The organism is Micromonospora sp. NPDC000316 (assembly GCF_042898885.1).
Classification (GTDB): Bacteria; Actinomycetota; Actinomycetes; order Mycobacteriales; family Micromonosporaceae; genus Micromonospora.
This window is the reverse complement of the sequence record NZ_JBIAZG010000024.1, coordinates 18,173-41,701: the sequence shown is the minus strand read 5'-3', so window position 1 is coordinate 41,701 and position 23,529 is coordinate 18,173. Positions and strand designations below refer to the sequence as shown.

19 protein-coding genes are annotated in these 23,529 nt (G+C 70.1%); 3 read left to right on the top strand and 16 right to left on the bottom strand.

Annotated features, from left to right (window positions below; genetic code table 11):
* Nucleotides 1-875: non-reducing end alpha-L-arabinofuranosidase family hydrolase (locus tag ACFY2Q_RS28190; protein WP_387135438.1), on the bottom strand; the 875-nt coding region annotated here is incomplete at its 3' end.
* 833 nt (nucleotides 876-1,708) lie between these two features.
* Here ACFY2Q_RS28190 and ACFY2Q_RS28185 point away from each other — a divergent pair.
* Complete coding sequence (locus tag ACFY2Q_RS28185; RefSeq protein WP_387135436.1) at nucleotides 1,709-2,038, top strand: TraR/DksA family transcriptional regulator; 330 nt, start codon at nucleotides 1,709-1,711, stop codon at nucleotides 2,036-2,038.
* Between the two features lie 73 nt (nucleotides 2,039-2,111).
* On the opposite strand, the gene ACFY2Q_RS28180 is transcribed toward ACFY2Q_RS28185, so the two are convergent.
* Both ACFY2Q_RS28180 and ACFY2Q_RS28175 read right to left on the bottom strand, forming a co-directional pair.
* Nucleotides 2,112-2,504: a YybH family protein gene (locus ACFY2Q_RS28180; protein WP_387135433.1), complete on the bottom strand. Its 393-nt coding sequence runs from the start codon at nucleotides 2,502-2,504 to the stop codon at nucleotides 2,112-2,114.
* A 142-nt stretch (nucleotides 2,505-2,646) separates the two neighbouring features.
* On the bottom strand, nucleotides 2,647-3,591 hold the full coding sequence (locus ACFY2Q_RS28175) for an acyltransferase domain-containing protein (protein ID WP_387135431.1): 945 nt from the start codon (nucleotides 3,589-3,591) through the stop codon (nucleotides 2,647-2,649).
* 382 nt (nucleotides 3,592-3,973) lie between these two features.
* On the opposite strand from ACFY2Q_RS28175, the gene ACFY2Q_RS28170 reads away from it, so the two are divergent.
* Nucleotides 3,974-6,007 carry a nuclear transport factor 2 family protein gene (locus tag ACFY2Q_RS28170; protein ID WP_387135429.1) on the top strand — a complete coding sequence of 678 codons (2,034 nt, stop codon included), beginning with the start codon at nucleotides 3,974-3,976 and terminating at the stop codon, nucleotides 6,005-6,007.
* 225 nt (nucleotides 6,008-6,232) lie between these two features.
* Nucleotides 6,233-6,877 (top strand): helix-turn-helix domain-containing protein, encoded by a 645-nt coding sequence (locus tag ACFY2Q_RS28165; RefSeq protein ID WP_387135426.1) that lies wholly within the window; start codon nucleotides 6,233-6,235, stop codon nucleotides 6,875-6,877.
* Nucleotides 6,878-6,965: 88 nt separating this feature from the next.
* On the opposite strand, the gene ACFY2Q_RS28160 is transcribed toward ACFY2Q_RS28165, so the two are convergent.
* From ACFY2Q_RS28160 to ACFY2Q_RS28100, 13 genes are read right to left on the bottom strand one after another with little or no spacing between them, the layout of a single operon-like run.
* Entirely contained in the window at nucleotides 6,966-8,060 is a 1,095-nt protein-coding gene (locus ACFY2Q_RS28160; protein ID WP_387135423.1) for an alpha/beta hydrolase, read from the bottom strand.
* Between the two features lie 14 nt (nucleotides 8,061-8,074).
* Complete coding sequence (locus ACFY2Q_RS28155; RefSeq protein WP_387135420.1) at nucleotides 8,075-9,073, bottom strand: LLM class flavin-dependent oxidoreductase; 999 nt, start codon at nucleotides 9,071-9,073, stop codon at nucleotides 8,075-8,077.
* Nucleotides 9,070-9,399, bottom strand: coding sequence for a TIGR04076 family protein (locus ACFY2Q_RS28150; protein ID WP_387135418.1), 330 nt, complete (start codon nucleotides 9,397-9,399; stop codon nucleotides 9,070-9,072). Before ACFY2Q_RS28150 ends, ACFY2Q_RS28155 begins: the two co-directional genes overlap by 4 nt.
* Nucleotides 9,396-10,400, bottom strand: coding sequence for a zinc-binding dehydrogenase (locus ACFY2Q_RS28145; RefSeq protein ID WP_387135415.1), 1,005 nt, complete (start codon nucleotides 10,398-10,400; stop codon nucleotides 9,396-9,398). Before ACFY2Q_RS28145 ends, ACFY2Q_RS28150 begins: the two co-directional genes overlap by 4 nt.
* Nucleotides 10,397-10,810 carry a nuclear transport factor 2 family protein gene (locus ACFY2Q_RS28140; protein WP_387135413.1) on the bottom strand — a complete coding sequence of 138 codons (414 nt, stop codon included), beginning with the start codon at nucleotides 10,808-10,810 and terminating at the stop codon, nucleotides 10,397-10,399. Before ACFY2Q_RS28140 ends, ACFY2Q_RS28145 begins: the two co-directional genes overlap by 4 nt.
* Entirely contained in the window at nucleotides 10,807-12,072 is a 1,266-nt protein-coding gene (locus ACFY2Q_RS28135; protein ID WP_387135410.1) for an amidohydrolase family protein, read from the bottom strand. Before ACFY2Q_RS28135 ends, ACFY2Q_RS28140 begins: the two co-directional genes overlap by 4 nt.
* Nucleotides 12,069-13,739: a hydantoinase B/oxoprolinase family protein gene (locus tag ACFY2Q_RS28130; RefSeq protein WP_387135408.1), complete on the bottom strand. Its 1,671-nt coding sequence runs from the start codon at nucleotides 13,737-13,739 to the stop codon at nucleotides 12,069-12,071. Before ACFY2Q_RS28130 ends, ACFY2Q_RS28135 begins: the two co-directional genes overlap by 4 nt.
* Nucleotides 13,732-15,420 (bottom strand): hydantoinase B/oxoprolinase family protein, encoded by a 1,689-nt coding sequence (locus ACFY2Q_RS28125; RefSeq protein ID WP_387135406.1) that lies wholly within the window; start codon nucleotides 15,418-15,420, stop codon nucleotides 13,732-13,734. The genes ACFY2Q_RS28130 and ACFY2Q_RS28125 overlap by 8 nt, the downstream gene beginning before the upstream one ends.
* Nucleotides 15,417-17,468, bottom strand: a complete 2,052-nt coding sequence (locus ACFY2Q_RS28120) for a hydantoinase/oxoprolinase family protein (protein ID WP_387135403.1) — start codon at nucleotides 17,466-17,468, stop codon at nucleotides 15,417-15,419. Before ACFY2Q_RS28120 ends, ACFY2Q_RS28125 begins: the two co-directional genes overlap by 4 nt.
* Nucleotides 17,465-19,501: a dipeptide ABC transporter ATP-binding protein gene (locus tag ACFY2Q_RS28115; protein WP_387135444.1), complete on the bottom strand. Its 2,037-nt coding sequence runs from the start codon at nucleotides 19,499-19,501 to the stop codon at nucleotides 17,465-17,467. The genes ACFY2Q_RS28120 and ACFY2Q_RS28115 overlap by 4 nt, the downstream gene beginning before the upstream one ends.
* Nucleotides 19,502-19,503: 2 nt before the next feature.
* On the bottom strand, nucleotides 19,504-20,391 hold the full coding sequence (locus tag ACFY2Q_RS28110; RefSeq protein WP_387135400.1) for an ABC transporter permease: 888 nt from the start codon (nucleotides 20,389-20,391) through the stop codon (nucleotides 19,504-19,506).
* Nucleotides 20,391-21,401 carry an ABC transporter permease gene (locus ACFY2Q_RS28105; protein ID WP_387135397.1) on the bottom strand — a complete coding sequence of 337 codons (1,011 nt, stop codon included), beginning with the start codon at nucleotides 21,399-21,401 and terminating at the stop codon, nucleotides 20,391-20,393. Before ACFY2Q_RS28105 ends, ACFY2Q_RS28110 begins: the two co-directional genes overlap by 1 nt.
* Before the next feature lie 15 nt (nucleotides 21,402-21,416).
* Nucleotides 21,417-23,072 (bottom strand): ABC transporter substrate-binding protein, encoded by a 1,656-nt coding sequence (locus tag ACFY2Q_RS28100; RefSeq protein ID WP_387135395.1) that lies wholly within the window; start codon nucleotides 23,070-23,072, stop codon nucleotides 21,417-21,419.
* Nucleotides 23,073-23,529 lie beyond the last annotated feature (457 nt).

The window sequence follows — 23,529 nt, the reverse complement described above, 5'->3', positions numbered from 1 at the left end:
AACGACGGCGCCACAGTCGCCGACGACATCGCATTCTGCGACGCCGACGCCATCTCCGAGTAGTTCGTGAACAGACCGAAGTTCATCGAACCCCAGCTCGATCCGAAGTCGTGCGTGGTCGCGTAGACCAACTGCCGCCCGTTGTACGGCGCGACGGTGAAGTCCTTGAGCGAGGCCCATCCCGACCTCGGGTTCGCCAGCACACCCGTGGACGACCACCGGTACGTCGACGGAAGGTTGCAGGTGCCTCCCGGCGGTGGGGTCGTCGGCGGCGGCGTGGTGGGGTTGCCCCCGCCGTCGACGCGGACGAGCTGCCACTGCTGGTTGGCGCCGTTCCAGTCGTCGTACTGCACGATGTTTCCGCCGTCGGCGGTCGAGGCGCCCTGCACCTCCACCACCTTGTTGCTGTTGCGGTTGATCAAGCGGATGTAGCCGCTGTCCGAGTCGGCCAGCCGGAACTGCTGGTTGACGCCGTTGCCGTCACTCCACTGCACGATGTTGCCGCCGTTGGCGGTCGAGAAGTTGTAGACGTCCAGCACCTTGCCGGACAGCCGCGACTTCACCCGGTAGTAGCCACCGCCGGAGTCCACGAACTGCCACTGCTGCTGGTTGCCGTTGTTGCGCGCCCACTGCGTGATGCGCGCACCGTCGTTCGTGGCCAGGTTGTAGACGTCCAGGGCCTTGCCGCTGTTGCGGTTGACAAGCACGTACCACGCGTTGGTGTCGACAGTCGCCGCGGCGGCGGGTGACGACACCACCGCCGCGCCGGCACCAGCGACCAGAACCGCCGCCACGCCGGCGGTGAGCAAGCGCGGCAACCATCTGCGCCGCCGCGCCGGCGGCGTGATCGACGGTGACCTACCAAAGGCAGACATGATCCTCCTCCACATGACCAAGAGCCGAACGGTCTGCCCGAGGGTGGGCGTACCGCGACGCGTGGCCGGACGCATGCGTCGAGAACATGAGTGGTTACAAGACGTCTGCATCTCCTGGCGCACGCCTGAATCGAGATCGACGAAGCAGGCTCGCCCGGTAAGCCACAGGTATCGTCGTCCTTGGACATCGACTGTGAGCGATAACATGCCGTTCGTCAAGTCGTAACGTTCCGGAATCATCAGGCCACCACGGGCGGCCACCCCAGGCATGACCGCACCTCACCGACCGCCGCAACCCCCTCCCCTCCTCGGAGGGCCGGTCGGAGCTGGGCGGCTGTGAATTGACCAGTGGTGGGCGCTAACATCGACACCCGCACATGACTTGATCAACCGGAACCGCAGTGCCCCTCGGCCGCCCCGCCCCGGACGAACCTCGCATCGGCGGCCAAACACGGCCGTGACGGCCGCCTTCGACGGCCAGCGCGCCGCACGGGTCGCGCCGTCGCGCTGACCGGCCGCACAGGGACGTTGGCTTTAGCGCAGACATCACCCTATGGTGGATGCATGCCGCTGGTCACGTTCCGCACGCCTACCGTCACTGAGGTGACGGCACTCGGCGCTGCCCACGTGGCGACGGCGACGCGTCGGATGGCGTCGATGCGGGTGCCGGTTGTCCGCGCGCCGCACATCGCGCTCACACAGGGGCTGTCGAGCCCGGCGCGAAGCGGCCGAGGCCCTCCCGCGGAGTCGTTGCATCCAAAACGACCGCAAGGGCGAAGCTATCGAAGCTTCGGCCCTTTTTTCTTTACCCAGACCATTTCGAAGGGCAGACCATGAGCATCGACCACCGTCCTGTCGACAGCAGTTGGCTGGCTGATCTGCGATCGTCCCTGGCCGAAGACTTCGCCACGCAGACGGCACGGCTGCGAGAACTGACCGAACTCAGCGCGGACACCGGCGACCCCAGCGAGGCGCACCACCAAGCGGCGTTGCTGTCGGCCACCCGCCGCAACATCGAGCACATCACCGGTGCGCTGGGCCGGATCTCCGAGGGCACCTACGGCGCCTGCGAGAAGTGCCAGAAGCCCATCCCGGCCGAGCGGCTTGAGGTTCTGCCGCACGCGCGCTTCTGCGTGCCGTGCCAGGAGAAGCACAACAGGTGACCCGAGGTGGCTGCCGTGCCGTAGAGCGGCACGGCAGCCACCCACCCGCAGGCGCGTGGTCGCCGAGCGGTGGTCACGATCCGTCCGGGGAGTTGGCCGGCTGCTGCCCCGGCCAGAAAGGCCACTCCTCGAACGACCGACAGCGCCCGTCGTCGGCGAACCGCATGACCCACAGGTCGCGGTACTCCTGGTTGACCGGGTCGCCGTAGCGGACCTCCTGGCGCGACACCGCCGTGTCACCGTCGACGGCGACGATCTCCGTGGTCATCTGGAACGTCTCGTCGGGGCCCTGGCGCTGCTTCTCCCACATCCGGGCGATCGCCGGCAGGCCGACGACGGGCGTCCAGTACGGGCCCTGCTGGTAGCTCGCGTCCTCGGTGAAGAGCGTGACCAGTTCGTCCGTGCCCGGCGTCCGCCACACCCGCTCGTAGCCGGCGATCCATTCGGCAACGTCGTTCCTGTTCATGGACATCACCTTGCCACTCAGCGTGCGGCGGCACCTGCCGAACGACTCAGGCGCGGCCCTCAGCGCGGACTGCGGCGACGCCAGGGACCACCCCGGCGACAACTGCTGACGCTGCTGGCGCCCGGCATTCCCGGCGGTGTGGCTAGATCGGGAAGCGGCCGCGGCGCCAGCGCCAGTGGCGGCCGGCCAGGAGGTGGTCGACAGCCGCGCGCTGGAGCACTGTGCCGCGCGGCAGTTGGTCCAGCGGCGTGGTCAGGGTACGGAACACAAACCGCAGCACCTCGACGTCGGCGTCGAGCCCCTCCGGCTCCTCGTAGGGCTCCAGCTCGAACCGTCGCTGGAATCGGGCGATGTTGGAGTCCTCGGGCAGGTACTCCAGTAGTTGCGGGTCGAGCAGCCACGACCCGCAGGCGAACTCCGTGTAATGCTCGTCGGGAAAGTGGCGCGGAAAGAACACACGCGCCTGGTCGAGCGACGCGTCGATCGCCGCCGAGGTCAGCGGGCCCGCCTCGGGAATGTGCAGGTCGATGGTGGCGCCGCCACGGTGGTGTTGCAGCCGGCCCAGCTCGTAGACCGCGCCGCGCGCGTGCAGGGTCAGCCAGCTCTGCATGACCGGCCAGCCCTCGCCGCGCATCCGCCGGTCGATCGCGAGGTTGCGGCCCAGGTCCGCGAGGGTCACCCACGACACCGCATCGGCGACGCCGTGTTCGCGGTGGTAGCCCTTGACGACGTCGACCAGGGCCAGGTACGCGTACACGTAGAGGTGCCGCCAGGCGGGGCCTTTCTCGCGGGGCAACTCCGGGCCGGGCGCCAGCCAGCCGTGACCGCCGAGGTCGGCGCGGACCAGGGCAGTCGAGCGGTCGAGCAGCCAGCGCAGCTCGGGAGTCCACAGCGGAGAGTCCGGATCGGGCCAACCCGCCATGATCTCGGCGATGTCGTCCGGGGGAACCGCGAGCAGGTCGAGGATCGCGGGCGCGTCGGCCTTGGCGGGTAGCGGCGCCGACGGATGGTCTCCGGCGAGCCGGTGCACGCGCTCGACGTCCTCGATGGGCACCCCGAGCCGGGCGGCGGTGTCGTGCAGATCCACGCGGACGACCGTACCGGCCGGGGCCCCTCTCGGGTGTCCCATACCTCTCGAGCGCACGAGAGGTCGGATCGAGGCGATAGTGCGGAAAGCGAACCAGATGTTCGGGTCGGCAATGAGGACAGTCTCGCCGAGCACCTGACACCTCCCACCCTGACCGGGCATACGGTCGCCAAACGAGCGAAGAGCGGCCCGCCCCGGGAACCCTCGACGGTGCCACTGACAGGAGGCAATGTTCACTAGACGATTTGTCCGTTGCGTTGCATGAACATGTCGCGTAGGTTTCACAGCATCGCCCTCTGTCCCTGGATTGGCGATGCCGAATGTCCCCCCACCTCGACCGCGCGGGATTCCGCGCGTCAGCACGGATAGGGATGTGACCACCATGAAACCTCTGACAAGACGGCTGACGGCAGCAGCGACAGGGCTGTTGCTGACGGTTAGCGTGAACGTCGCCGTGCGGGCACCGCAGGCGTCGGCGAACACAGGCGCCCCGGTGAGCATCGACTCACTGGCCCGGGACGTCGAGCGGGTCGAATCGCTGCGCGAGGTCAAGGACGTGCAGCGCTCCTACGCCCACCTGGCCCAGTTCGGGCACTGGGCGGACATGGCGAAACTGTTCAGCGGGAACGGCACGCTGCAGTGGGGCAACCAGGTCGTGACGGGCCACCAGGCCATCAAGGGCTGGCTCGCTTCCGAGGCCGGCGCGATGAACGGCGCCACACCTGGCGCGCTCCACACCACAGTGATCGACCAACCACTTGTCAACCTCTCGGCCGACGGTCGTACCGCGAAGGGCCGCTGGTCCGGCATCCGCTTCCTGGGCGACGGCGCTGGCGCGGCACGCATCGACGGCGGCATCTACCAGAACGAGTACGTGCTCGAGAACGGCGAGTGGAAGATCTCGCTGCTGCGCTACTACCCGCTCTACGAGGGGGACTACGCAACCGGCTTCCGGACCATCAACAGGCAGCCGGTGCCGGTCGTCCCCTACCACTTCACTCCCGACGTCGCCGGTGTGCCGATCCCCGCCCCGACCGGGCAGGCGCCCAAGACCGGGTTCAACGCGAAGGAGCTGGCCGACCGCATCGAGGCGCTCAACGACGAGGACTCGGTACGCAATCTCCAGCACTCGTACGGCTACTACGTGGACCGCCGCATGTGGACCGACGTGGTCGACCTCTTCGCCAACGGAGCGAAGGTCACCATCGACGGCGTGGGTGTCTACCGCAACGCCAGCGGCGTACGCCAGGCGATGGAGCGCATGGGTCCGGAGGGCCTGACGCAGGGCATCCTCAACGACCGGCCGCTGTTCGACACGATCGTCGACATCGACAAGAACGGCACCAAGGCGACCACGCGCGGCATCGAGGTCGGCATGCTCAACGACGCGAGCGGCGCGTCGTGGCAGTTCTCCGTCTTCACGAACCAGTTCGTGAAGCAGGGCGGGCTGTGGAAGCTCAAGGAAATGCACCTCACGCCCCTGATCACCGCGCCCTACGGCGCCGGTTGGGGCGACGGCGGGACCGGCCCGGTCGCGTCCGGAAAGGCGCCGAAATTCCTCGACGTCGCCGGCCGCACGCCGGCACCGAAGCCCGGCAAGGCGGCCGGTGACCCGAAGGGTCCCAAGCGCGACCTCGCTGACCTGCAACGGAGGTTGACCCGTTCGGTCGCGTACGACGGGTCCGAGAACGTCTCGGCGGCGTACAGCTACTACATCGACGACAGCCGTTGGCAGGAGATGGCGGCCGTGCACCACACAGACGGCCACAAGCTGTCGCCGTTCGCCGGCTGGAACGGCACGCGTGAGCGGATCCTCGGCTCGGTGGTCGCGACGTACGGCAACACGACGCCCCCGACGATGAAGTCCTTCCTCGTGCTGCACTGGCGGCCGCAGCCGGTGATCGACGTTTCGCACGACGGTCGCTCGACGTCGGTCCGTGCCCGGCTGATGCACGTGAACACGGGAACCAACAACGCCGGATACATCAACGGCGCGATGTACAACGACCAGTTCGTTCTCGAAGACGGGATTTGGCGGATCTGGAGCCTGGACATCGACGAGTTCTACTGGCAGTCGGTCAACGGGGCTCAGGGCTGGGGTGGCGCGGTCCCGCGCGATCCGAGTCTGCCCGATCCGGCGCCGAGCAACCTCGTGAACATCTTCCCGCCGGACGTCCTGCACAGCGCGCTCGGCGAGCGGTCCAGGGGCTTCCGTGGCGGCAGCCCGGGTTACATCCAGTGGCCGGACATCGTGCCGATGTGGTTCCACTACCGCAACCCGGTGACAGGTCGCACGCCGGCCAACTTCTGGTACGACTGTGCTCCCTGTGAGGTGCGGCCGGACTGGAGCATGACGCGGCACGGCTACCAGTTGCCGCCGACCGGTCCGCAGGTCGACGGCGTGGAAGTGGCCTGATTCAGCCCTGACGGCACAGCCCTCGCGCTGAGCCGATGACGAGGCGCCCCTCCCGAAGGGTTCGATCGGGAGGGGCGCCTCTGTCGGTGCACCGCCGGCAGGAATGGAGTCACCGCCCGCACGGTTGACAAGAGCGTTTCGGGTGCGCCCCTCGCGCACCCGTCGGGATGTTCGATACCATCGAACATCCGGGCGGACGTCCCGCCACCTCGACAGGAGGTCCTCGTGCGGTCCCTGAACAGTCAGCCGCCGTCGGAGCAGGCCGGCCCTCGTGACCCAACGGAGGAGAGCACCCCGGCCGGTGTGGTCGGCGCCCGCATACGGCTGTACCGCAAGGAGCGCGGGCTCACCCTGCGCGGCCTGGCCTCCCGCGCCGGGTTGTCGATCGGCTTCCTGTCCCAGGTCGAGCGCGGCATCTCCTCCATCGGCCTGACCGCGCTCGGCAGCGTCGCCAAGGCGCTCGACCACTCGGTCGCGGATTTCTTCGACGCCGGCACCAGTTCCCCCGACGGCACCGTCGAGGCGCTGCCCCGGCACTTCACCCTGACCAGGGCAGAGATGGCGACCACGCAGTACGTCTCCGGGCAGCAGACCTACCGCATGCTCTCCGACCGGGGGCCGGAGCTGGTGCTCGAGCCGATGATGGTGCACATCGCCCCCGGCGGGCGGCGGGAGAACCCGTACGGCCACAGCGGCGAGGAGTTCGCCTACGTCATCTCCGGCGAGTTGCTCTACGAGGTCGAGGGCGTCGAGCACCGGCTGCGCCCGGGGGACAGTGTGCACCTGCGGTCGTCGGTGCCGCACCAGATGTACAACGACACCGACTCGGTGACGACAGTGGTCTCGGTCGTCACGCCCCGGCTGTTCTGACGCCAATCCCACTCGCGGAAAATTGTCCCTGTGTTCACACACGTGAACACAGGGACAATTTTGTGAAGCACCCGAGTAGGTGCGGGCGTCACCGAGCGACGCGGCGGTCCACGGCGCTCATCGTGGCCTGCCAGATGGCCGCGTCCGGGTCGATCACCGCGAAGTGGTCCCCCGGCTGTTCGAGGTGCTGGACGTCGTCCCCCGCGTCGCGGGCCGCCCGGGCGTACCGCCGGTTGGTGTCGACGAGATCCAGGCTGTCGTCAGTCCCCTGCACGAGGAGGGCCGGCACTCCCAGGGGCAGCCGGAGCATCGGGTCGCTCTCGGCGTACCGCCGCCCGGCTGTGGTCGGCGAGCCGCCCAGGGCATCGGCGACCGCGCCGTCGCCGAGGTTGCGCCGCTCGCCCTCGGTGAGGTCGAGAACCCCGGCCAACGACACCACAAGAGCGACGGAGACCGGAGCGCGCTCCGCCGCCGCCAGATCCGCGGCGAGGCGCGCGGCGAGCTGCCCGCCGGCCGAATGGCCCAGGATCACGACCCGCTCCGCGTCCACTGGACGGTCACCGGAGAGGTCCCGCAGCGCGGCGACGCCGGCCGCCACGTCGTCCGTCGTCGCGTCCCAACCGTGCCGGTCCGGGCGTCGGTACTCCAGGTTCCAGGACGCGTACCCCCGCCCGGCCAGATCGACGGCGACGGCGTCCATCAGGTCCGCACCCCAGGCGGACCGCCAGAAGCCGCCGTGCAGCAGCACCGCGACCGGCGCCGCATCGGTGGACGGGGAGGGCGGCAGCCGCAGGTCGCCCCACTGGTCCGGGTGCGGACCGTAGGCGATCCGGGTGGCGGGTGAGCGGAGGCGGTAGACGGCGTGCCGGATGGCCCACGCCACGCCCCACAGTCCCCGCCCCGCCAGGTGGACCGCGCCGGGGACCGGCGGTTCGACAGTCGGGTCGTACCAGACCACGTGCTGCGGCTCGGCACCGATGAGGGCACGTGCCTCAGGTGTCGGGCCGGGCAGCACCACAGCCGGCGGGTCCGCCGCGGCGAGCACGGACCGGATCTCGCCGGCCGAGCCGGCGGTGACGACCCGGCCTGTGACACCGAGTTCGGCACAGGTGGCGGCGGTGAGCGACGCCAGCAGCGCGTCGTCGGCCACCAGGTCGGGGCCGACCACGACGAGAACATCCACGGCGGACTCCCCACTCACCTGCGGAGCAGCGGCAGGACGGCGGAGCCGAGCAGGTCCACACCCCGCTCGTCGGTCAGGCCGTGCGGGGTGCCGAACTCGACCCGGCGGACCCCTGCGTCGATGAGCGCCTGGGCCTGCGCGGCGACCTGCTCCGGAGTGCCGGAGAAGGCGAACCTGTCGAGGACGTCGTCCGGGATGAGCCGGCCCGCCGCCTCGTCCTCGCCCGCGTCGACAAGTGCGCCGACCCGCTCCACAAGACCGTCGGGCAGCACCACCGTCGGGTCGAGTTCCGCCACGACCGCGAGGTACATCGCCACCTCCGTGCGGGCCTTGGCCCGGGCCGCCTCGCCGTCGGTGTCGACAACTGTCACGGCGCCCAGCACGATGCCGATGTCGGCGACGTCGCGCCCGGCCTTCTCGGCCCCGACTCGGACCCGTTCGCGGATCACCGCCACCATGTCGGGGTTGGCGCTGCCGCCCACCTTGATCTCGTCGGCGATCCGGCCGGCGACCGCCGCGCCCTGCGGGCCCCACGCGCCGAGCAGCAGCGGCGGCTTGGGCCGGTGCACGGCGTAGCGCAGGGCGGTGTCGGGTGCCAGCGAGAAGACCCGGCCGGTGAAGCCGCTGCGGTCGCCCCGCAACAGGCGGTAGACGACCTCGACGGCCTCCTCGATAGTGGTCAGCGGTCGCGGCTGCGGCAACCCGACCGCGCCCAGCCAGGTCCCGCGGGCCAACCCCAGGTACGCCCGGCCATGCGACGCCAGGTCCAGAGCAGCGAGCTGACCCGCGATCTCGTACGGCGCCATCGAGTACGGGTTCAGGCAGGCCGCGCCGAGGCGTACCCGGCTGGTCGCCTGTGCCATCTCCAGCAGCGGGAAGATCGGCGGCTGGTACATCAGGTCACCGAAGACGGTGAGCACGTCGAAGCCGTGCGACTCGGCGGCGCGGGCCAGCTGGGCGTAGGCGCCGGCCGGCTTGTCGCTCTGCAGGCCGAGTCCGATCTCGACCGTCATGTCAGGTCCGCCGAGTTCATCGTGCGCCGGCAGGTCCGTTCCACCTTCATGACGAGTCGCTCCTCCGGGTCGGGGCAGATGAAGTGGGAGTCCTGGGCCAGCCAGTCCCCCGCCGCCAGGTCACGCTGCTTCGCGGCGAGGAAGGGCAGCACCGACGCGAGCGCGTACACGCAGAAGTGCTTCCCCTCCGGCAGCCGCAGGTGCGCGCTGTTTGTCAGTTCGAAGTAGTCGCCCACGTCCATCCCGCACACCGACCGACCCTCGATCCGGTCGACGGACACCTTCAGGTCGTAGATCTCCATGTCGCCGTCGGCGCTGTCGCTCACGGTCCCTCCCCCTCGTCGATCCGTACGATGATCTTGCCGGTGGTGCGTCGTTCGGCCAGTTCGGTGAGCGCGGCCGGCGCCTCGTCCAGTGAGACGATCCGGCTGACCGGCGGCCGGACCGCTCCCGACGCGCACATGTCGAACAGCTCCTGGTACGCCGCCTCGACCGCCGAGGCGCGCTGCCACGGATACCGGGAGCCCCAGGAGAGGCCGACAAGTGTCGCGTTCGCCGCCATCAGCCGGACCGGGTCGACAGGTGGCGGTGGACCGCCGGCCGCTCCCACCGCAACGAGGCGGCCCTCGAACGCGAGGCACTCCCAGGACCTGGCGAACACGTCGCCGCCCACGGGATCCACGATGACGTCCGCGCCCCGCCCGTCGGTGGCCTCCCGTACGGCGGCCACGAAGTCCTCAGTCGAGTAGTCGATGGCGACCTCGGCGCCGTGGGCCCGGCAGACGGCCGTCTTGGCCGCGCCGCCGGCGGTGGCGAACACACGTGCCCCACGGGCCACGGCGAGCTGGATGGCGGCGATGCCGACACCGCCGGCGCCGGCGTGTACAAGCACCGTCTGCCCGGCCGTGAGGCCGGCTCGCTCCAGTGCGAACCACGCGGTCTGGTAGGTGACGGGCAGCGCCGCCGCCGTCACCGGGTCGACTGTGGGCGGCCGCGCCACTACCACCGCGGCGTCCACAGTCACCGTCGTGCCGAGCGCGCCGCGCGGCAGCGTCGGGCAGGCGAGCACCTCCTGGCCCAGCAGGTGCTCGGCCCCGGCACCGGCGGCGACGACCAGGCCGGCCGTCTCCACCCCGGGCGTCATCGGCGGGTCCGGCCGCACCGGGTACTCGCCCCGGCACAGCAGGACGTCCAGGAAGTTCAGGCCCACCGTTCGCACGGCGAGCCGTACCTCGGCGGGGCCGGGCGGCGGGTCGTCGGGCAGCTCGGCAACCGACAGCACGTCCGCCGGCTCACCGGTCCGCTCGGCGACCAGCCGGCGGATCATGCCGCGCCCACCGGATCCCGTACCAGCTCGGCGTGGTGGTGCACGATCACCCAGCGGCTGTCGATCCGGCGCACCACGTCGGTGACCCGGGTGAACTCCGGCGCGTCGTCCGCACCGACCTGCGAGACGAGCATGTACCGGGCGACGCCGAAGTCGTCCCAGACGTCGATGCGCTTGTCCCGCGCGGCGAGCACCGCCAACTGCGGCCGTTGGCCGGCGGTGTCGCGCTGCTCGCGGTATTCGTTCAACTCGGCACGGGTACGCAGCGGCCCCGGCAGGTGCGTCTCCCAGGTGGTCACCTCGGCGTGCAGGTGCGTGTCGAACCGCTCGGTGTCACCGGCGAGGAATGCGTCGTACATGTCATCAATGCCTGCGGCGATCGCCGCCGCGCCTGGCTCCGCGAACGTCATCGCGCGTCCTCCTGGTTTCGGTCGTCGCGAGCGATCTGCCCGCCCTTCATCACCCACCGCACGTCCCGGAACGCCGAGGTGTCGGCCAGCGGGTCGGCGTCCGTTGCGATCAGGTCGGCCAGCTTGCCGACCTCGACAGTGCCGAGGTCGGACTCCGCGCCGAGCCACCGGATCGGACCGAGCGTGCCGGCGTGGATCGCCCGCGCCGTGCCGATCCGCTCGGACATGTACTCCAGCTCCCGGATCGAGGCGGTGGTGCCCTCGAACTCCCAGAACGGGGGCATGTCGCTGCCGAGCAGCACCTCCACACCAGCGGCGATGGCCATGTCGAAGCTCTCCAGATGCCGTGGGCCGGCACCGAGCGAGCGGCACTGCATCCACTCCGGCACGCCGAGTTCGTCGAAGAACTCCTTGCACCGGGTCACCAGCAACGTCGGCACGAGCGCGGTGCCGCGTTCGGCCATCCGCGCCGCGACCTCCGGAGTGAGCTGGTAGCCGTGCTCCACACAGTCGAGTCCGAGCTCGACGGCCGCGCCGATCACCTCGGCCGGACCGGCGTGCGCGGTGACCTTGCGGCCCCACGCGTGCGCGGTCTCGATCACCGCGGTCATCTCGTCGGTGAAAAGCTGGGGCGTGTGGATGCTCTCGTGCTCACCGGCGATGCCGCCCGAGATCATCACCTTGATGAGGTCCGCGCCGGCCTTGACCTGGCTGCGTACGCCCCGGCGGAAACCGACCGGGCCGTCGCATTCGAGGGTGTCGTTGCTCTCGTGGCCGTGTCCGCCGGTGCAGACGAGTGCCCGACCGGCGGTGTAGATGCGGGGACCCGCGGTGCGGCCGGCGTTGATGGCCCGCCGCAACGCGAAGTCGGCGTGATCCTTCTCCGCCACGCAGCGCACCGTCGTCACGCCGGAGTGCAGCGTGCGCCGCGCGCCGTCGGCCATGTAGTGGGCGAGGTCGTACGGGCCCATCCCCTTGACGTTGTCGCCCCCGGAACCGGGCAGCGACAGCGAGAAGTGGGTGTGCATGTTCACCAGGCCGGGGGTCAGGTACGCCCCGTCGAGGTCCACGTTTGTCACAGGGCCGGCGGCTCGCGCCTCGGCGGCAACGGCCGCGTACGGGCCGACAGCGGCGATGCGGTCGCCACGGACCCACACACCGGCATCGGCGATCGGGGCCATGCCGTCCACGACGCGGGCGTCCAGAACTGTGCAGTTGCCGAGCAGCAGGCTCGACGGCTCGGGCGAATAGGCGGCACTCACGCGATCACTCCATATACGTCTCGGGCGGTCTGCGCGGAGACGTAGCCCTCGGCCACGTCCCGTCGCACCGCCTCCGGATCCCGGGAGGCCGGGTCACCGTGCCCACCACCACCGGCGGTCAACAACGTCACCCGATCCCCCACTGCCACCGCGGTACGCCGCGTGCTCACCCGGTGCTCGCGGTCGGTACCAGGAAAGACCACCACCTGGTTCGGCTCCGGCCGCACTCCACCGGCCAACGCCCACGGCGCGCTCTTCGTCTTCTTGATCACCGTCAGGAACTCACCGGGCGTCACGAACCGGATGTCCCGTCGCAACCCACAGCCACCCCGGAACCGACCGGCGCCACCGGAGTCCGTCCGGATCTCCACCCGGTCGAAGAACATCCCCGTCTTCGCCTCCAGCACCTCGACGGGTGTGTTGCGCGCCTGGGTCTGGCAGATGTGGTTGGCCGGTCCGATGCCGTCGTGCTCCGGCGTCCCACCCCACCCGACGGGGTCGTTGTTGCTGACCGCGAACATCTTTCCGGTGTCCGGGTGCGTGCCGACCATCATGAACCCGGGCACGTCACCGCCGCTGGAGGCCGCCAACCGGTCCGGCATGCCCTGCGCCAACGCCTTCAGGATCAACTCCAGGGCGACGGTGCCGGTCCACTGGGTGAACGTGGCGGCGGGATAGCGCGCGTGGAACAGCGTCCCGGGCTCGGCGCGTACCCGAAGGGGCGCGAAGTGCCCGGCGTTGGTCTGCTCCCCGGGGGTGGTGACGCCCTTGAACGCGACCCGGCAGGTCGCGATGGTGGCGCCCAGCGGCAGGTTCACCGGCCCGGGCACGGCGGGCGACGAGCCGGCGAAGTCCACTGTGAACTCACCGTCGGCGACGGTGACGGTGACCCGCATCAGGATCGGGTCGTCGGTGACGCCGTCGTCGTCGAGCCAGTCCTCGGCGGTCCAACTGCCCTGCGGCAGCGCGTCGACCGCAGCGCGGGCATTCTCGGCGGCGACCCGGATCACCCGCTCGATCACCTCGTCGACAACTGTCGGGCCGAACTGCTGGAACAGCTCGATCATCCGACGCTCGCCGGTACGCAGCGCGGCGATCTGCGCGTTGAGGTCGCCGATGACGAGGTCCGGCATCCGCGAGTTGAAGCGGATCAACTCGTGGACCTCGTGCACCGGCTCGCCACCGGCGTACACCTTCGTGCCGGGGAAGACGATCCCCTCCTGGTGCATGTCCGTGGAGTCGAGCACATAGCCCGGGTCCTTGGCGCCCAGGTCCATCCAGTGCGCGCGGATGCACAGGAAGCCGACCAACTCGTCGCTGTCGGGGAGCATGACAGGCGCGAACAGCGTCGCGTCGTAGGTGTGCGCCGCGTTCCAGTACGGGTAGTTGAGCAGCACCACGTCGCCCCGGTGCAGGTTCTCCCGGCCGACGTACTCCACGCCCTTGCGCATCGAATAGTCGTTGGCGCCGAGGAAGCGGGACAGCCCCGTCGACTCCGCGACCAGCCGCAGCTCCCGGTCGTAGATGGAGATGCCGAAGTCGTACACCTCGTAGATGACCGGGTTGAAGGCGGTGCGGACCAGCGCGGCCCGCATCTCCTCGGCGGCCGAGACGAGGTGACTGCGGACGACCTCGACTGTCGCCCCGTCGACCGTCGGCCTACCCATCGACGTCCACTCCGTAGATGTCCCGGGCCACCTCCGGTGAGACGTAGCCCTCGGCCACGTCCCGCCGCACCGCCTCCGGATCCCGGGAGCCCGGCTCGCCGTGCCCACCGCCACCGGCGGTCAACAACGTCACCCGGTCGCCTACCGCCACGGCCGTGCGCTTGGTGCTGACCCGGTGCTCCCGGTCGGTGCCCGGGAACACCACCACCTGGTTCGGCTCCGGCTGCAACCCACCGGCCAACGCCCAGGGGGCGCTCTTCGTCTTCTTGATCACCGTCAGGAACTCGCCGGGCGTCACGAAGCGGATGTCCCGCCGCAGGCCGCAGCCGCCCCGGAACCGACCCGCGCCACCCGAGTCCGTCCGGATCTCCCACCGCTCGAAGAACATCCCGGTCTTGGCTTCCATCACCTCGATCGGGGTGCCCCGGCCGGTGCTGCCGGAGACGTGGGTGGCGGCGTCCATGCCGTCGTGCTGGGACGTGCCGCCCCAGCCCACCAGGTCGTTGTTGCTCACCGCGAACATCTTTCCGGTGTCCGGGTGCAGGCCGACCATCATGAACCCGGGCACGTCACCGCCGCTGGAGGCCGGCAACAGGTCCGGCATGCCCTGCGCCAACGCCTTCAGGATCAACTCCACCGCGACGATGCCCGTCCACAGCGTGAACGTGGGCTGCGGGTAGACGGCGTGGAACAGGGTGCCCGGCTCGGCCCGCACCTCCAGCGGCGCCACGGTGCCCGCGTTCGACGGCTCGTCGCGCGAGGTGAGCGACTTCAGGACGACCTTGCAGATCGCCTCGGTCGCGCCGAACGGCATGTTGATCGGGCCACGGGTGGCGGCTGCCGAGCCGGCGAAGTCCACGATGAAACGCCCGTCGGCGATGGTGACGGTGGCGCGCATCTTGACCGGCTCGTCGCTGATGCCGTCGTCGTCCACCCAGTCCTCGGCGGTCCAGGTGCCCTGCGGCAGGGTCGCCAGAGCCGCGCGGGCGCGGGTCTCGCCGTCGGCGATGATCCGGTCGATCGCCTGGTCCACAGTGGTCCGGCCGAACTTCTCGATGATCTCCAGCATCCGGCGCTCGCCGGTGCGCAGCGCGGCGATCTGCGCGTGCAGGTCCCCGAGCACCGCGTCGGGCATCCGCGAGTTGAAGCGGATCAATTCGTGGACCTCGTGCACCGGCTTGCCCCGGGAGACCACCTTGGTGCCCGGGAAGATGACACCCTCCTGGTGCATGTCGGTGGAGTCGAGCACGTAGCCCGGGTCCTTGGCGCCCAGGTCCATCCAGTGCGCGCGGACGCAGAGGAACCCGACGAGGTCGCCGTCGGCCTCGTCGTCGGCCGGGTCGGGCCGGAACACCGGAGCGAACAGCGTCGCGTCGTACGCGTGCGCCGCGTTCCAGTACGGGTAGTTGAGCAGCACCACGTCACCCCGGTGCAGGTTCTCCCGGCCGACGTACTCCACGCCCTTGCGCAGCGAGAAGTCGTTGGCGCCGAGGAAGAACGTCAGCCCGGTGGCCTCGGCGACGAGCCGCAGGTCGGCGTCGTACATCGACATGCCGAAGTCGTGCACCTCGTAGATGACCGGGTTGAAGGAGGTGCGGATCAGCGTGGCCCGCATCTCCTCGGCCGCCGACAACAGATAGCTGCGGACAACCTCGACCTGGGCTCCGTCCAGCGTGGTCATGCGGCTTCCTCCAGTGTGACGAGCAGGTATCCGTGGTCGTCGACGGTGACCCGCTGACCGCTGGGCACCACTGTGGTGGAGGTGCCCTCGTCGATGAGCGCCGGACCGTCGAACGTGTCGCCCGGCTCCAGGCCAGATCGGTCGTACACCGCGAACGGCACGACCGCTTGCTGCCCGAAGTCGTAGGCGTCCCGGTGGTTCAGCAGTGCCTGCGACGGATCGCCGTCGCCGCGGGGCAGGGTCTCCAGCTCGGGCCGGTCGGTGCGGCCGATGCCGCGCACCCGCAGGTTGAGGATCTGCAGCGGGTTGCCCATGGTGTGGCCGTAGCGGCCGCGGTGCGTCTCGTCGAACGCGGCGCGGATCGCGTCGCGGTCCAGATCGCGCCCGACGGTGACCATCAGGCTGTGCTCCTGGCCGAGGTAGCGCAGCTCGAACTGCCGCTCCAGCACCGCCTCGCCGGCCGGCACGCCCTGCGCCACGAGTGACGCGACGGCCTCGGCCTCGACGCCCTTGAACAGGTCGTCCAGCTCGGCCAGGTCCGCGTCGTCCAGGGTGGCCATCACGGTACGGCTGAAGTCGTTGACGATGTCGGCCGACAACATTCCCCAGGCCGAGAAGCCGGACGGCGCGAACGGCACGATGACCTCGCCGATGCCCATCTCGCGGGCCAGCAGCGGGGCCAGCAGTGGCCCGGCGCCACCGAACGCGAGCAACGCGAACTGCCGCGGGTCGTGGCCCCGCTCGACGGTGATCTGCCGTACCGCGCCGACTGTGCGGGCCAGCAGCACGTCGAACACGCCTGCCGCCGCGTTCTCCACGGTCAGGCCGAGCGGGTCGGCCAACTGCTCCTTGATGGCCGCGCGGGCCTCCGCGTCGCGCAGCCCCATGGTGCCGGCGAGGAAGCGGTCCGGATCCATGTAGCCGAGCACCACGGCGGCGTCGGTGACAGTCGGCTTCGTGCCGCCCCGGCCGTAGCAGACCGGGCCGGGGACGGCGCCGGCGCTCTGCGGGCCGACCTTGAGCAGGCCGTGGTCCAGCCAGGCGATCGAGCCGCCGCCGGCGCCGATGGTACGGATGTCGTACGTCGGGATGAGCAGCGGGAAGTGCTCCAGCTGCGCCTCGTACGCGGCGACCGGGTTGCCGCGCTCGATCACGCAGGCGTCCAGCGAGGTGCCGCCGATGTCGAAGGTGAGCACGTTGTCGCGGCCCAGCTCGGAGGCGATGTAGGCGGCGCCGACGATGCCGCCGGCCGGCCCGGAGAGCACTGTGTGGGTGGGCGCGGTCTTGGCGACCGAGCTGGTCATCGAACCGCCGCCGGAGCGCATGATCAGGAAGCGTCCGTCGAAGCCGCGTTCGGCCAGCCCGGCCTCCAGCTCGTCCACGTACCGCTCGAAGATCGGCCGGATGTACGCCTCCAGCACCGTGGTGCTGGTCCGCTCGTACTCGCGGTACTCGCGCACGATGTCCGTCGACAGCGACAGGCTGACGTCGGGGAACTCCTCGTGGATCAGGCGCGCGGCCTCCCGCTCGTGGCTCGGGTCGAGGAACGAGTGCAGGAAGCAGATGGCGATCGAGGTGACCTGCTGGTCCACCACGAGCGTGCGGGCGGCGGCCCGGACGCTCTCCGGGTCCAGCTCCTCCACGACCCGGCCCCGGTAGTCGAGGCGACCCCGCACGCCTGCCGTGAAGCGGCGCTGCACGAGGCTCTCCGGCCGCTGGTACTGGAAGTTGTACATGTGGTCGGACGGCACATTGCCGCGACCGATCAGGAAGATGTCCCGGAAACCCTCGTTGGTGATGATGCCGGTACGGCCGCCCCGACGCTCCAGCACCGCGTTGAGCCCGAGGGTGGTGCCGTGGATGAACAGTTCCACCTCGGACAGGTCGGTGCCGAGCGCGCTGATCGCGGCGAGCACGCCGTCCGCGGGTCGGGCCGGGGTCGTCGCCGCCTTGCGGAAGCGGACCCGGTTGGTGCGCGTGTCGAGTTCCATGGCATCCACGAAGGTGCCGCCGATGTCGACGGCGAGCCGGATGGGGCGACGGGTCATGGCGTGACAGCCTGCCTTCCGATGAGGGCGGGGAGCTCGGGAACCCGCCAGCAGGCGGCCCGGCTCTCGCCGTACGACTGAAGCTCCTGCTGCTCCGCTCGGCACCTGTCGGTGACGAACGGGCACCGGGCGGCGAGTGGGCACCCGGTAGCGGCATCGGCTTCTTCGAGGTCCTTGATCAGTTCAACGGTCTCGCCGTCGGATCCGGTCGTCCCGCCGAGGCGGGGTGCGCTGCCCAGCAACGCCCGTGTGTACGGGTGCCGGGGGTTGTCGAAGACGACGTCCACCGGCCCCTCCTCGACGACCCGGCCGAGGTAGAGCACCACGACGCGGTCGGCGAAGCCCCGCACGGTCGCCAGGTCGTGGGAGATGAACACCGAGGCGCGGTCCGCGTCGGCGGCGACGTCGGCGATCACCGCGAGGATCTGCGCCTGCACCGTGACGTCAAGGGCCGAGGTCGGCTCGTCGAAGACGATCAGATCCGGCTCACCGACGAGGGCACGGGCGATGCCGATGCGTTGCGCCTGGCCGCCGGACAGCTCGTGCGGGTAGCGCTGGAGGATCGCTTGGTCCAGTTCCATGCGGTCCAGCACGGCGGCGACCCGAGCGTTCCGTTCCGCCGCGGACAGGCCCACGGCCCGCAGGGGCTCGGCGATGGAGTCTCCGACGGTGCGGCGCGGGCTCAGCGAGCCGATCGGGTCCTGGAACACGAGCTGGACACGGGTACGTGCGCGCCGCAGCGCCTGCCCACGGGGGCGGGGCGGGCCCGGCTGCTTGACCAGGCTCTGCCCGGTGACGGTGACAGTGCCGGACGTGGGCGCGACAAGACCCATGACGAGCTTGGCGAGCGTGCTCTTGCCGCAGCCGCTCTCGCCCACCACACCAAGCGTCTCGCCCGGACCGAGCCGCAGCGTGACGCCACGCAGCGCGTGATGGCCGCCGGAGCCGAACCGGCTGCGATAGACGACGTGCGCGTCGTCGATCTCCAGCACGGCGGGTCTCGCGTCCGCGCCGGTCGGGTCCGCGTCGGCTGACGCCTGCGCGGGCGACGTCGACGGCGCGTCGGCGTCGAGCGGCCGGGTCTGCGGGTGGAAGCAGGCCAGCGACCAGTCGCCGCCGCCACCGGCGAGCGGCTTGGTGGCCGGGCGCCGGGACGAGCAGGTGCCGTCGGCGTGCGCGCAGCGGGTGACGAACGGACAGTTGTGCGGCGCCTCCGTCAGGAGGGGCATGGCACCCGGGGTGGCGACGACAGGCCGGCCACCGACGTCCGGCACCGAGCGCAGCAGCGCCCTGGTGTACGGGTGTGCGGGCTCCCGCAACACCTGCGCGGCCGGTCCGCTCTCCACCACCGTTCCGGCGTAGAGCACCACCACCCGGTCGCAGACCTCCGCGATGGAGGCGAGGTCGTGGGAGATCAGCAGCACGCCACGGCCGTCGTTGTCGGCGGCGTGCCGGAACTGCCGCAGGATCTCCCGGGTCAGCGTCACGTCGAGGCCTGTGGTCGGCTCGTCGGCGATCAGCAGATCGGGGGCACATCCGGTGGCCAGCGAGATCATCACTCGCTGGGCCATACCGCCGGACAGTTCGTGGGCGTACGCGTCGAGCCGCCGCTGCGGGCTGCGGATGCCGACCGCCTCGAACAGCTCACGCGCCGCCTCCCGGGCCTGGCCACCGGACATCTCCTGGTGGGTCGAGAGCCGGTCGACGAGCTGCTTGCCGATGGTGCGGGTGGGGCTGAGCGCGCCGCGCGGGTTCTGGAAGCAGATCGCGACCCCGCGCCCACGGTGGGCGGCAAGCGCCGTGTCGTCCATGCGCAGCACGTCCGAGCCGTCGAAGAGCACCCGGCCGGTGGCGTGCGAGCCGCCGGGGAGCAGGCCGACGATGGCGCGGGCCACCATGCTCTTGCCGCCGCCGCTCTCCCCGACCAGGCCGACGACCTCGCCGGGTCGCACGGTGAAGCTCACTCCGCTGAGCGCGGCCACCTGCCGGCCGGGCCGGCGGATGAGCACGGAAAGGTTCTCGATAGACAGCATGGTCACCGCCGCTTCGCGTTAGCGCGGTCCTGCAGGCCTTCGCCGAGCAGGCTGAACCCGAGGACACAGACGAGCAGGGCGAGGCCGGGCGGGACCGAGGTCCACCACCGTCCACCGACCACGTCTGCGGCGCCCAGGCTGATCATGGCTCCCCACTCGGCCTCGGGGATGCTCACGCCCAGGCCGAGAAAGGAGAGCCCGGCCAGGGTGAGCATCGCCCAGCCACAGTTCAACGGCGCGATCACCCGCACCGGCGTGAGGCTGTTGGGCAGCAGGTGCCGCCACAGGACACCCACCGACGACGCCCCGGAGGTGATCGCGGCGTCCACGAACGGCAGTTCGCGCAGCGACCGCACCTCGGCGCGGACCAGCCGGGCGTACGCCGGAGCATTCACCGCCGCGATCGTGATGATGAGGTTGATCGTGCCGTTGCCGAGCAGGGCGGCCACCGCGAGCGCCAGGATGAACGTTGGGAACGACTGGAAGATGTCGACCACCCGCATCAGCACGTCGTCGAGCCAGCCGCCGAAGTATCCGGCGACCAGGCCGAGCAGGGTGCCGACCACCACGGCGAGCGCGACCGCGGCCAGGGCGATTCCCAGGTCGAGCCGGGCGGCATAGAGCATCCGGCTCCAGATGTCCATGCCGTTGCCGTCGGTGCCGAGGATGTGGTTGCCCCCCGGGCCGACGAGCGTGTTCGCCGGGTCGATCTCGGTCTCGCCCCACGGGCTCAGCAGCGGCGCGAGCAGCGCCACAAGCGCGACCACCGAGAGGATCGTCGCGCCGGCGATGATCAGGCGTCGGGCGAACCGACTGTCCCGGTCACCGCCGGCGACGACCACCGGCGCCGTCGCGGAGTCACCGGTCACTGTGGTACGCAGCTCGGCCATCAGAGCCTCACTCTCGGGTCGAGGATCGCGTGGACCACGTCGGCGATGAGGAACACCAGCACGTAGCACAACGCGATGACCAGCACCGACGCCTGCACCACCGGGTAGTCCCGGTAGAGCAGCCCGCGCAGGGCCCACTGGCCGAAGCCCTGCCACGAGTACACGTACTCAACAAGCACGGTGGAGCCGATCGCGGTGCCGAAGACCAACGCGGCAAGCGACGGCAGTCGGACCAACGTCGCCCGCATCAGATAGCCGTAGTGCAGGGTCCGGCCGCGCAGGCCGTGTGCCTGCGCCGCGGCGTACGACTCGGAGTGCAGCACCTCCAGCGCGGAGGCCCGGACGCTGCGCAGCAGCGGGGCGACCACGCCGACGACAAGGGTCAGCACCGGCAGCACGAGGTACGCCGCGGCGGAGGCGAAGGCCGGCCCGTTGGCGGTGAGCGCGGCGTCGAGGAGATCGGCGCCGGTGAGTGGGGTCAGGTTGGTGTCCGGGTCGACGCGCCCGTTGGGTGCGGGGAACCAGCCGAGGATGCTGTAGCCGACAAGCACCAGCATGAGGCCGAGCCAGAACTCGGGGATGGAGTTGCCGACCAGGGCGAACACCCGGACGCTGTGGTCGCCGAGCCGGTTGGCCCTCCGGGCCGACCAGATGCCGAGCGCGGTCGCCACCACAAGCGCGATGGTCACGGCGATGACGACGAGTTGCAGGGTGGGCCCGACCCGTAGCGCCATCTCCCCGCCCACGGAGCCGCCGCTCTGGATCGAGGTGCCGAAGTCGCCGGTGAGGAGCCCGCCGAGATAGTCGAGGAACTGTTGCCACAGGGACTGGTCGAGCCCGAAGCGTGCCCGGGCCGCGGCGGCGTCCTCCTCGCTGGCGTTCGGCCCGAGGATGCTCCGCACCGGGTCGCCCGGCAGCACCCGGACCAGGAGGAACGCCAGGACGACTACTCCGAGCAGAACGGGGATCAGCTGGAGTAGCCGCCTGACGACAAACCGGAAGATGCGCATGGGTGTGTGGCGTCCCTAGTCCGACGCGCTCAGGTAGCGCAGGCGGGCGAGACCGTCGATCGGCTGCACCCAGCCGGCGACGGATTCCCGCACGGGCAGGTTGAAGTTGGGCTGGCAGATGACCACCCAGGGCACGTCCTCGGCGAGGATTTCCTGAACCCGCTTCCAGAGCGCGTTGCGGGCGGCCTCGTCGACGGTGGTGTGCGACTTCTCGTAGATCTCCTCGATCTCCGGGTTGGAGTAGTTGGAGTAGTTGAGGTTGGCGCCCTTGACGAAGCTCGTGGCCAGCATGTATTCCACGTCGTCGACCCAGAGCTGACCGGAGGTGAGCTGGATCGGGATGTTCTTCTTCGTCCGCCGCTCGCCGAGGGTCGCGGGGTCCAGCGGGGTCAGCTTGAGCCGAATGCCCGCCTTCGCCGCCTCGCCCTGCACCTGGACAGCGATCTTCTGCTGCTCCTCGTTGTCGGACTCGAAGACCAACTCGGAGTCCAGCGACGCACGACCGGCGGCGGCCATCGCGGCCTTCGCCTTGTCGATGTCGTGGGTGAACGGGTAGCCGTTCTCGTCGTGTCCGGGCATGTCCAGCGGCACGGTGCTCTTCGCCGCGCGGGCGTCGCCGCCGTACACGTTGCTGATGATCTGCTCGTAGGGCACCGCGTACGCGAGGGCCTTACGGATGTTCACGTCGTTGAACGGCGCGGTGGTGACCGACATCTGGATGGCGACCTGGCGGTTGCTGGCGGCCGAGATGACCTTGATGCCGGGGGCCTTCTTGAGGTCCTGGATGTCGCGCTGGCTGATGCCGAGGGCGATGTCGATGTCACCGGCCTGCAACTGCAGCCGCTGGTTCGACGCGGCCGGCACGACCGAGATCCGGATGGTCGGCGTCTTGGCCGGGTCGGGGCCCGGGTAGCCGGTGTTCGCGCTGAGCTCGATCTCCTGCCCCTGGGTGGCCTTCGCGACGTTGTAGTAGCCGCCGGTGGGCGGGTTCTTCGCGAACCACTCCTTGGCCCAGGGGTCGCTGGCGGTGGCGTGCTTCTTGGCCTCGACGGAGTCGAAGACGTACAGCGAGATCGCCTGGATCTGCCGGGTGAGGGCGCTGGGGAACGCCTGGTGGAACTCGACCGTGTAGTCGTCGACGACCTTCACCTGGTCCGGTTCGGTCAGGCCGATGGTGCGGTAGACGCCCGCCACGTTTGCCTGGGCGGCGAACGCGCGGTCCTTCGACCACTTCACGTCGGCGGCCGTCATCTCGTTGCCGCTGCCGAACTTCACGCCGCGACGCAGCTTGAGCGTCCACACCTTCTGCCCGGCGTCCGGCTGGAACGACTCGGCGAACGTGGGGGTGATGTTCTGGGTGTCGAAGATCTGGCTGTCGCCGGCGCTTGTGACCCCGTAGTCGATCAGGTACGGGAAGACGTTCTTGTAGAGCATGAGCGCGGTCAGGTCGAAGCCGACGAAGTCCTGGTCCCAGCTCGACAGGTAGCTCGAGACGGCGATGCGCAGCGTCTTGGCGGCGGTGCCGCCCGACGTGCCGTCCTTCGACTTGCTGCCGCTGTCCGCGGCGCAGGCGCCGGTCGCGAGAAGGAGTGCCACACTGCCGCCCAACTGCAGGACGCCGCGGCGGGAGAGCGCGGGCGAGGAGGCGCCCGGGCGGTGCGAACGAGCCATTAGTAGTCCTCCTAGAACCAGGGGGAGATGGGCCGCCCAGCGGACCCACCCCGAGTTCTACAGGATTAAGCGAGAGTGAACAAGTGGGTGAACGGCGTTCACAGGCCCTCTCGACACCTTTGACCGAAACCCTTCTCGAAGTGCGGGATTAACGTGTAGCCAGCGTTCACGAAGGTTCACAGATTCGTTACGTACCACGTTCACCAGCGGCCCCACCCGTCACGAACCCGCCGGGGGGCTGTTGTCGATGCTCATCACTGGCCGGCCACCCCGCGGACGGGCGCGATTCGCCGCACGCCGCGTCCTGCTGTGAGCGCTCACGGGCAGCCAGACCACCGCACGTCTGGAATTTTCAGCTGCCCGAGCGATAGTTGCGGCGGGAAGAGGTGCCGCCAGAAGGCCCTCGACAGACCGGACCGCGCCGCCGGGCGGGGCACACGTGGCCGGGTTTTCCGCA

Bases quoted from the DNA above. Each gene is read 5' to 3' on its own strand.
- ACFY2Q_RS28185 (WP_387135436.1), top strand. From the start codon at position 1,709: ATGAGCATCGACCACCGTCCTGTCGACAGCAGTTGGCTGGCTGATCTG.
- ACFY2Q_RS28180 (WP_387135433.1), bottom strand. From the start codon at position 2,504: ATGAACAGGAACGACGTTGCCGAATGGATCGCCGGCTACGAGCGGGTG.
- ACFY2Q_RS28170 (WP_387135429.1), top strand. From the start codon at position 3,974: ATGAAACCTCTGACAAGACGGCTGACGGCAGCAGCGACAGGGCTGTTG.
- ACFY2Q_RS28155 (WP_387135420.1), bottom strand. From the start codon at position 9,073: ATGACGGTCGAGATCGGACTCGGCCTGCAGAGCGACAAGCCGGCCGGC.
- ACFY2Q_RS28145 (WP_387135415.1), bottom strand. From the start codon at position 10,400: ATGATCCGCCGGCTGGTCGCCGAGCGGACCGGTGAGCCGGCGGACGTG.
- ACFY2Q_RS28140 (WP_387135413.1), bottom strand. From the start codon at position 10,810: ATGACGTTCGCGGAGCCAGGCGCGGCGGCGATCGCCGCAGGCATTGAT.
- ACFY2Q_RS28130 (WP_387135408.1), bottom strand. From the start codon at position 13,739: ATGGGTAGGCCGACGGTCGACGGGGCGACAGTCGAGGTCGTCCGCAGT.
- ACFY2Q_RS28125 (WP_387135406.1), bottom strand. From the start codon at position 15,420: ATGACCACGCTGGACGGAGCCCAGGTCGAGGTTGTCCGCAGCTATCTG.
- ACFY2Q_RS28120 (WP_387135403.1), bottom strand. From the start codon at position 17,468: ATGACCCGTCGCCCCATCCGGCTCGCCGTCGACATCGGCGGCACCTTC.
- ACFY2Q_RS28115 (WP_387135444.1), bottom strand. From the start codon at position 19,501: ATGCTGTCTATCGAGAACCTTTCCGTGCTCATCCGCCGGCCCGGCCGG.
- ACFY2Q_RS28110 (WP_387135400.1), bottom strand. From the start codon at position 20,391: ATGGCCGAGCTGCGTACCACAGTGACCGGTGACTCCGCGACGGCGCCG.
- ACFY2Q_RS28105 (WP_387135397.1), bottom strand. From the start codon at position 21,401: ATGCGCATCTTCCGGTTTGTCGTCAGGCGGCTACTCCAGCTGATCCCC.
- ACFY2Q_RS28100 (WP_387135395.1), bottom strand. From the start codon at position 23,072: ATGGCTCGTTCGCACCGCCCGGGCGCCTCCTCGCCCGCGCTCTCCCGC.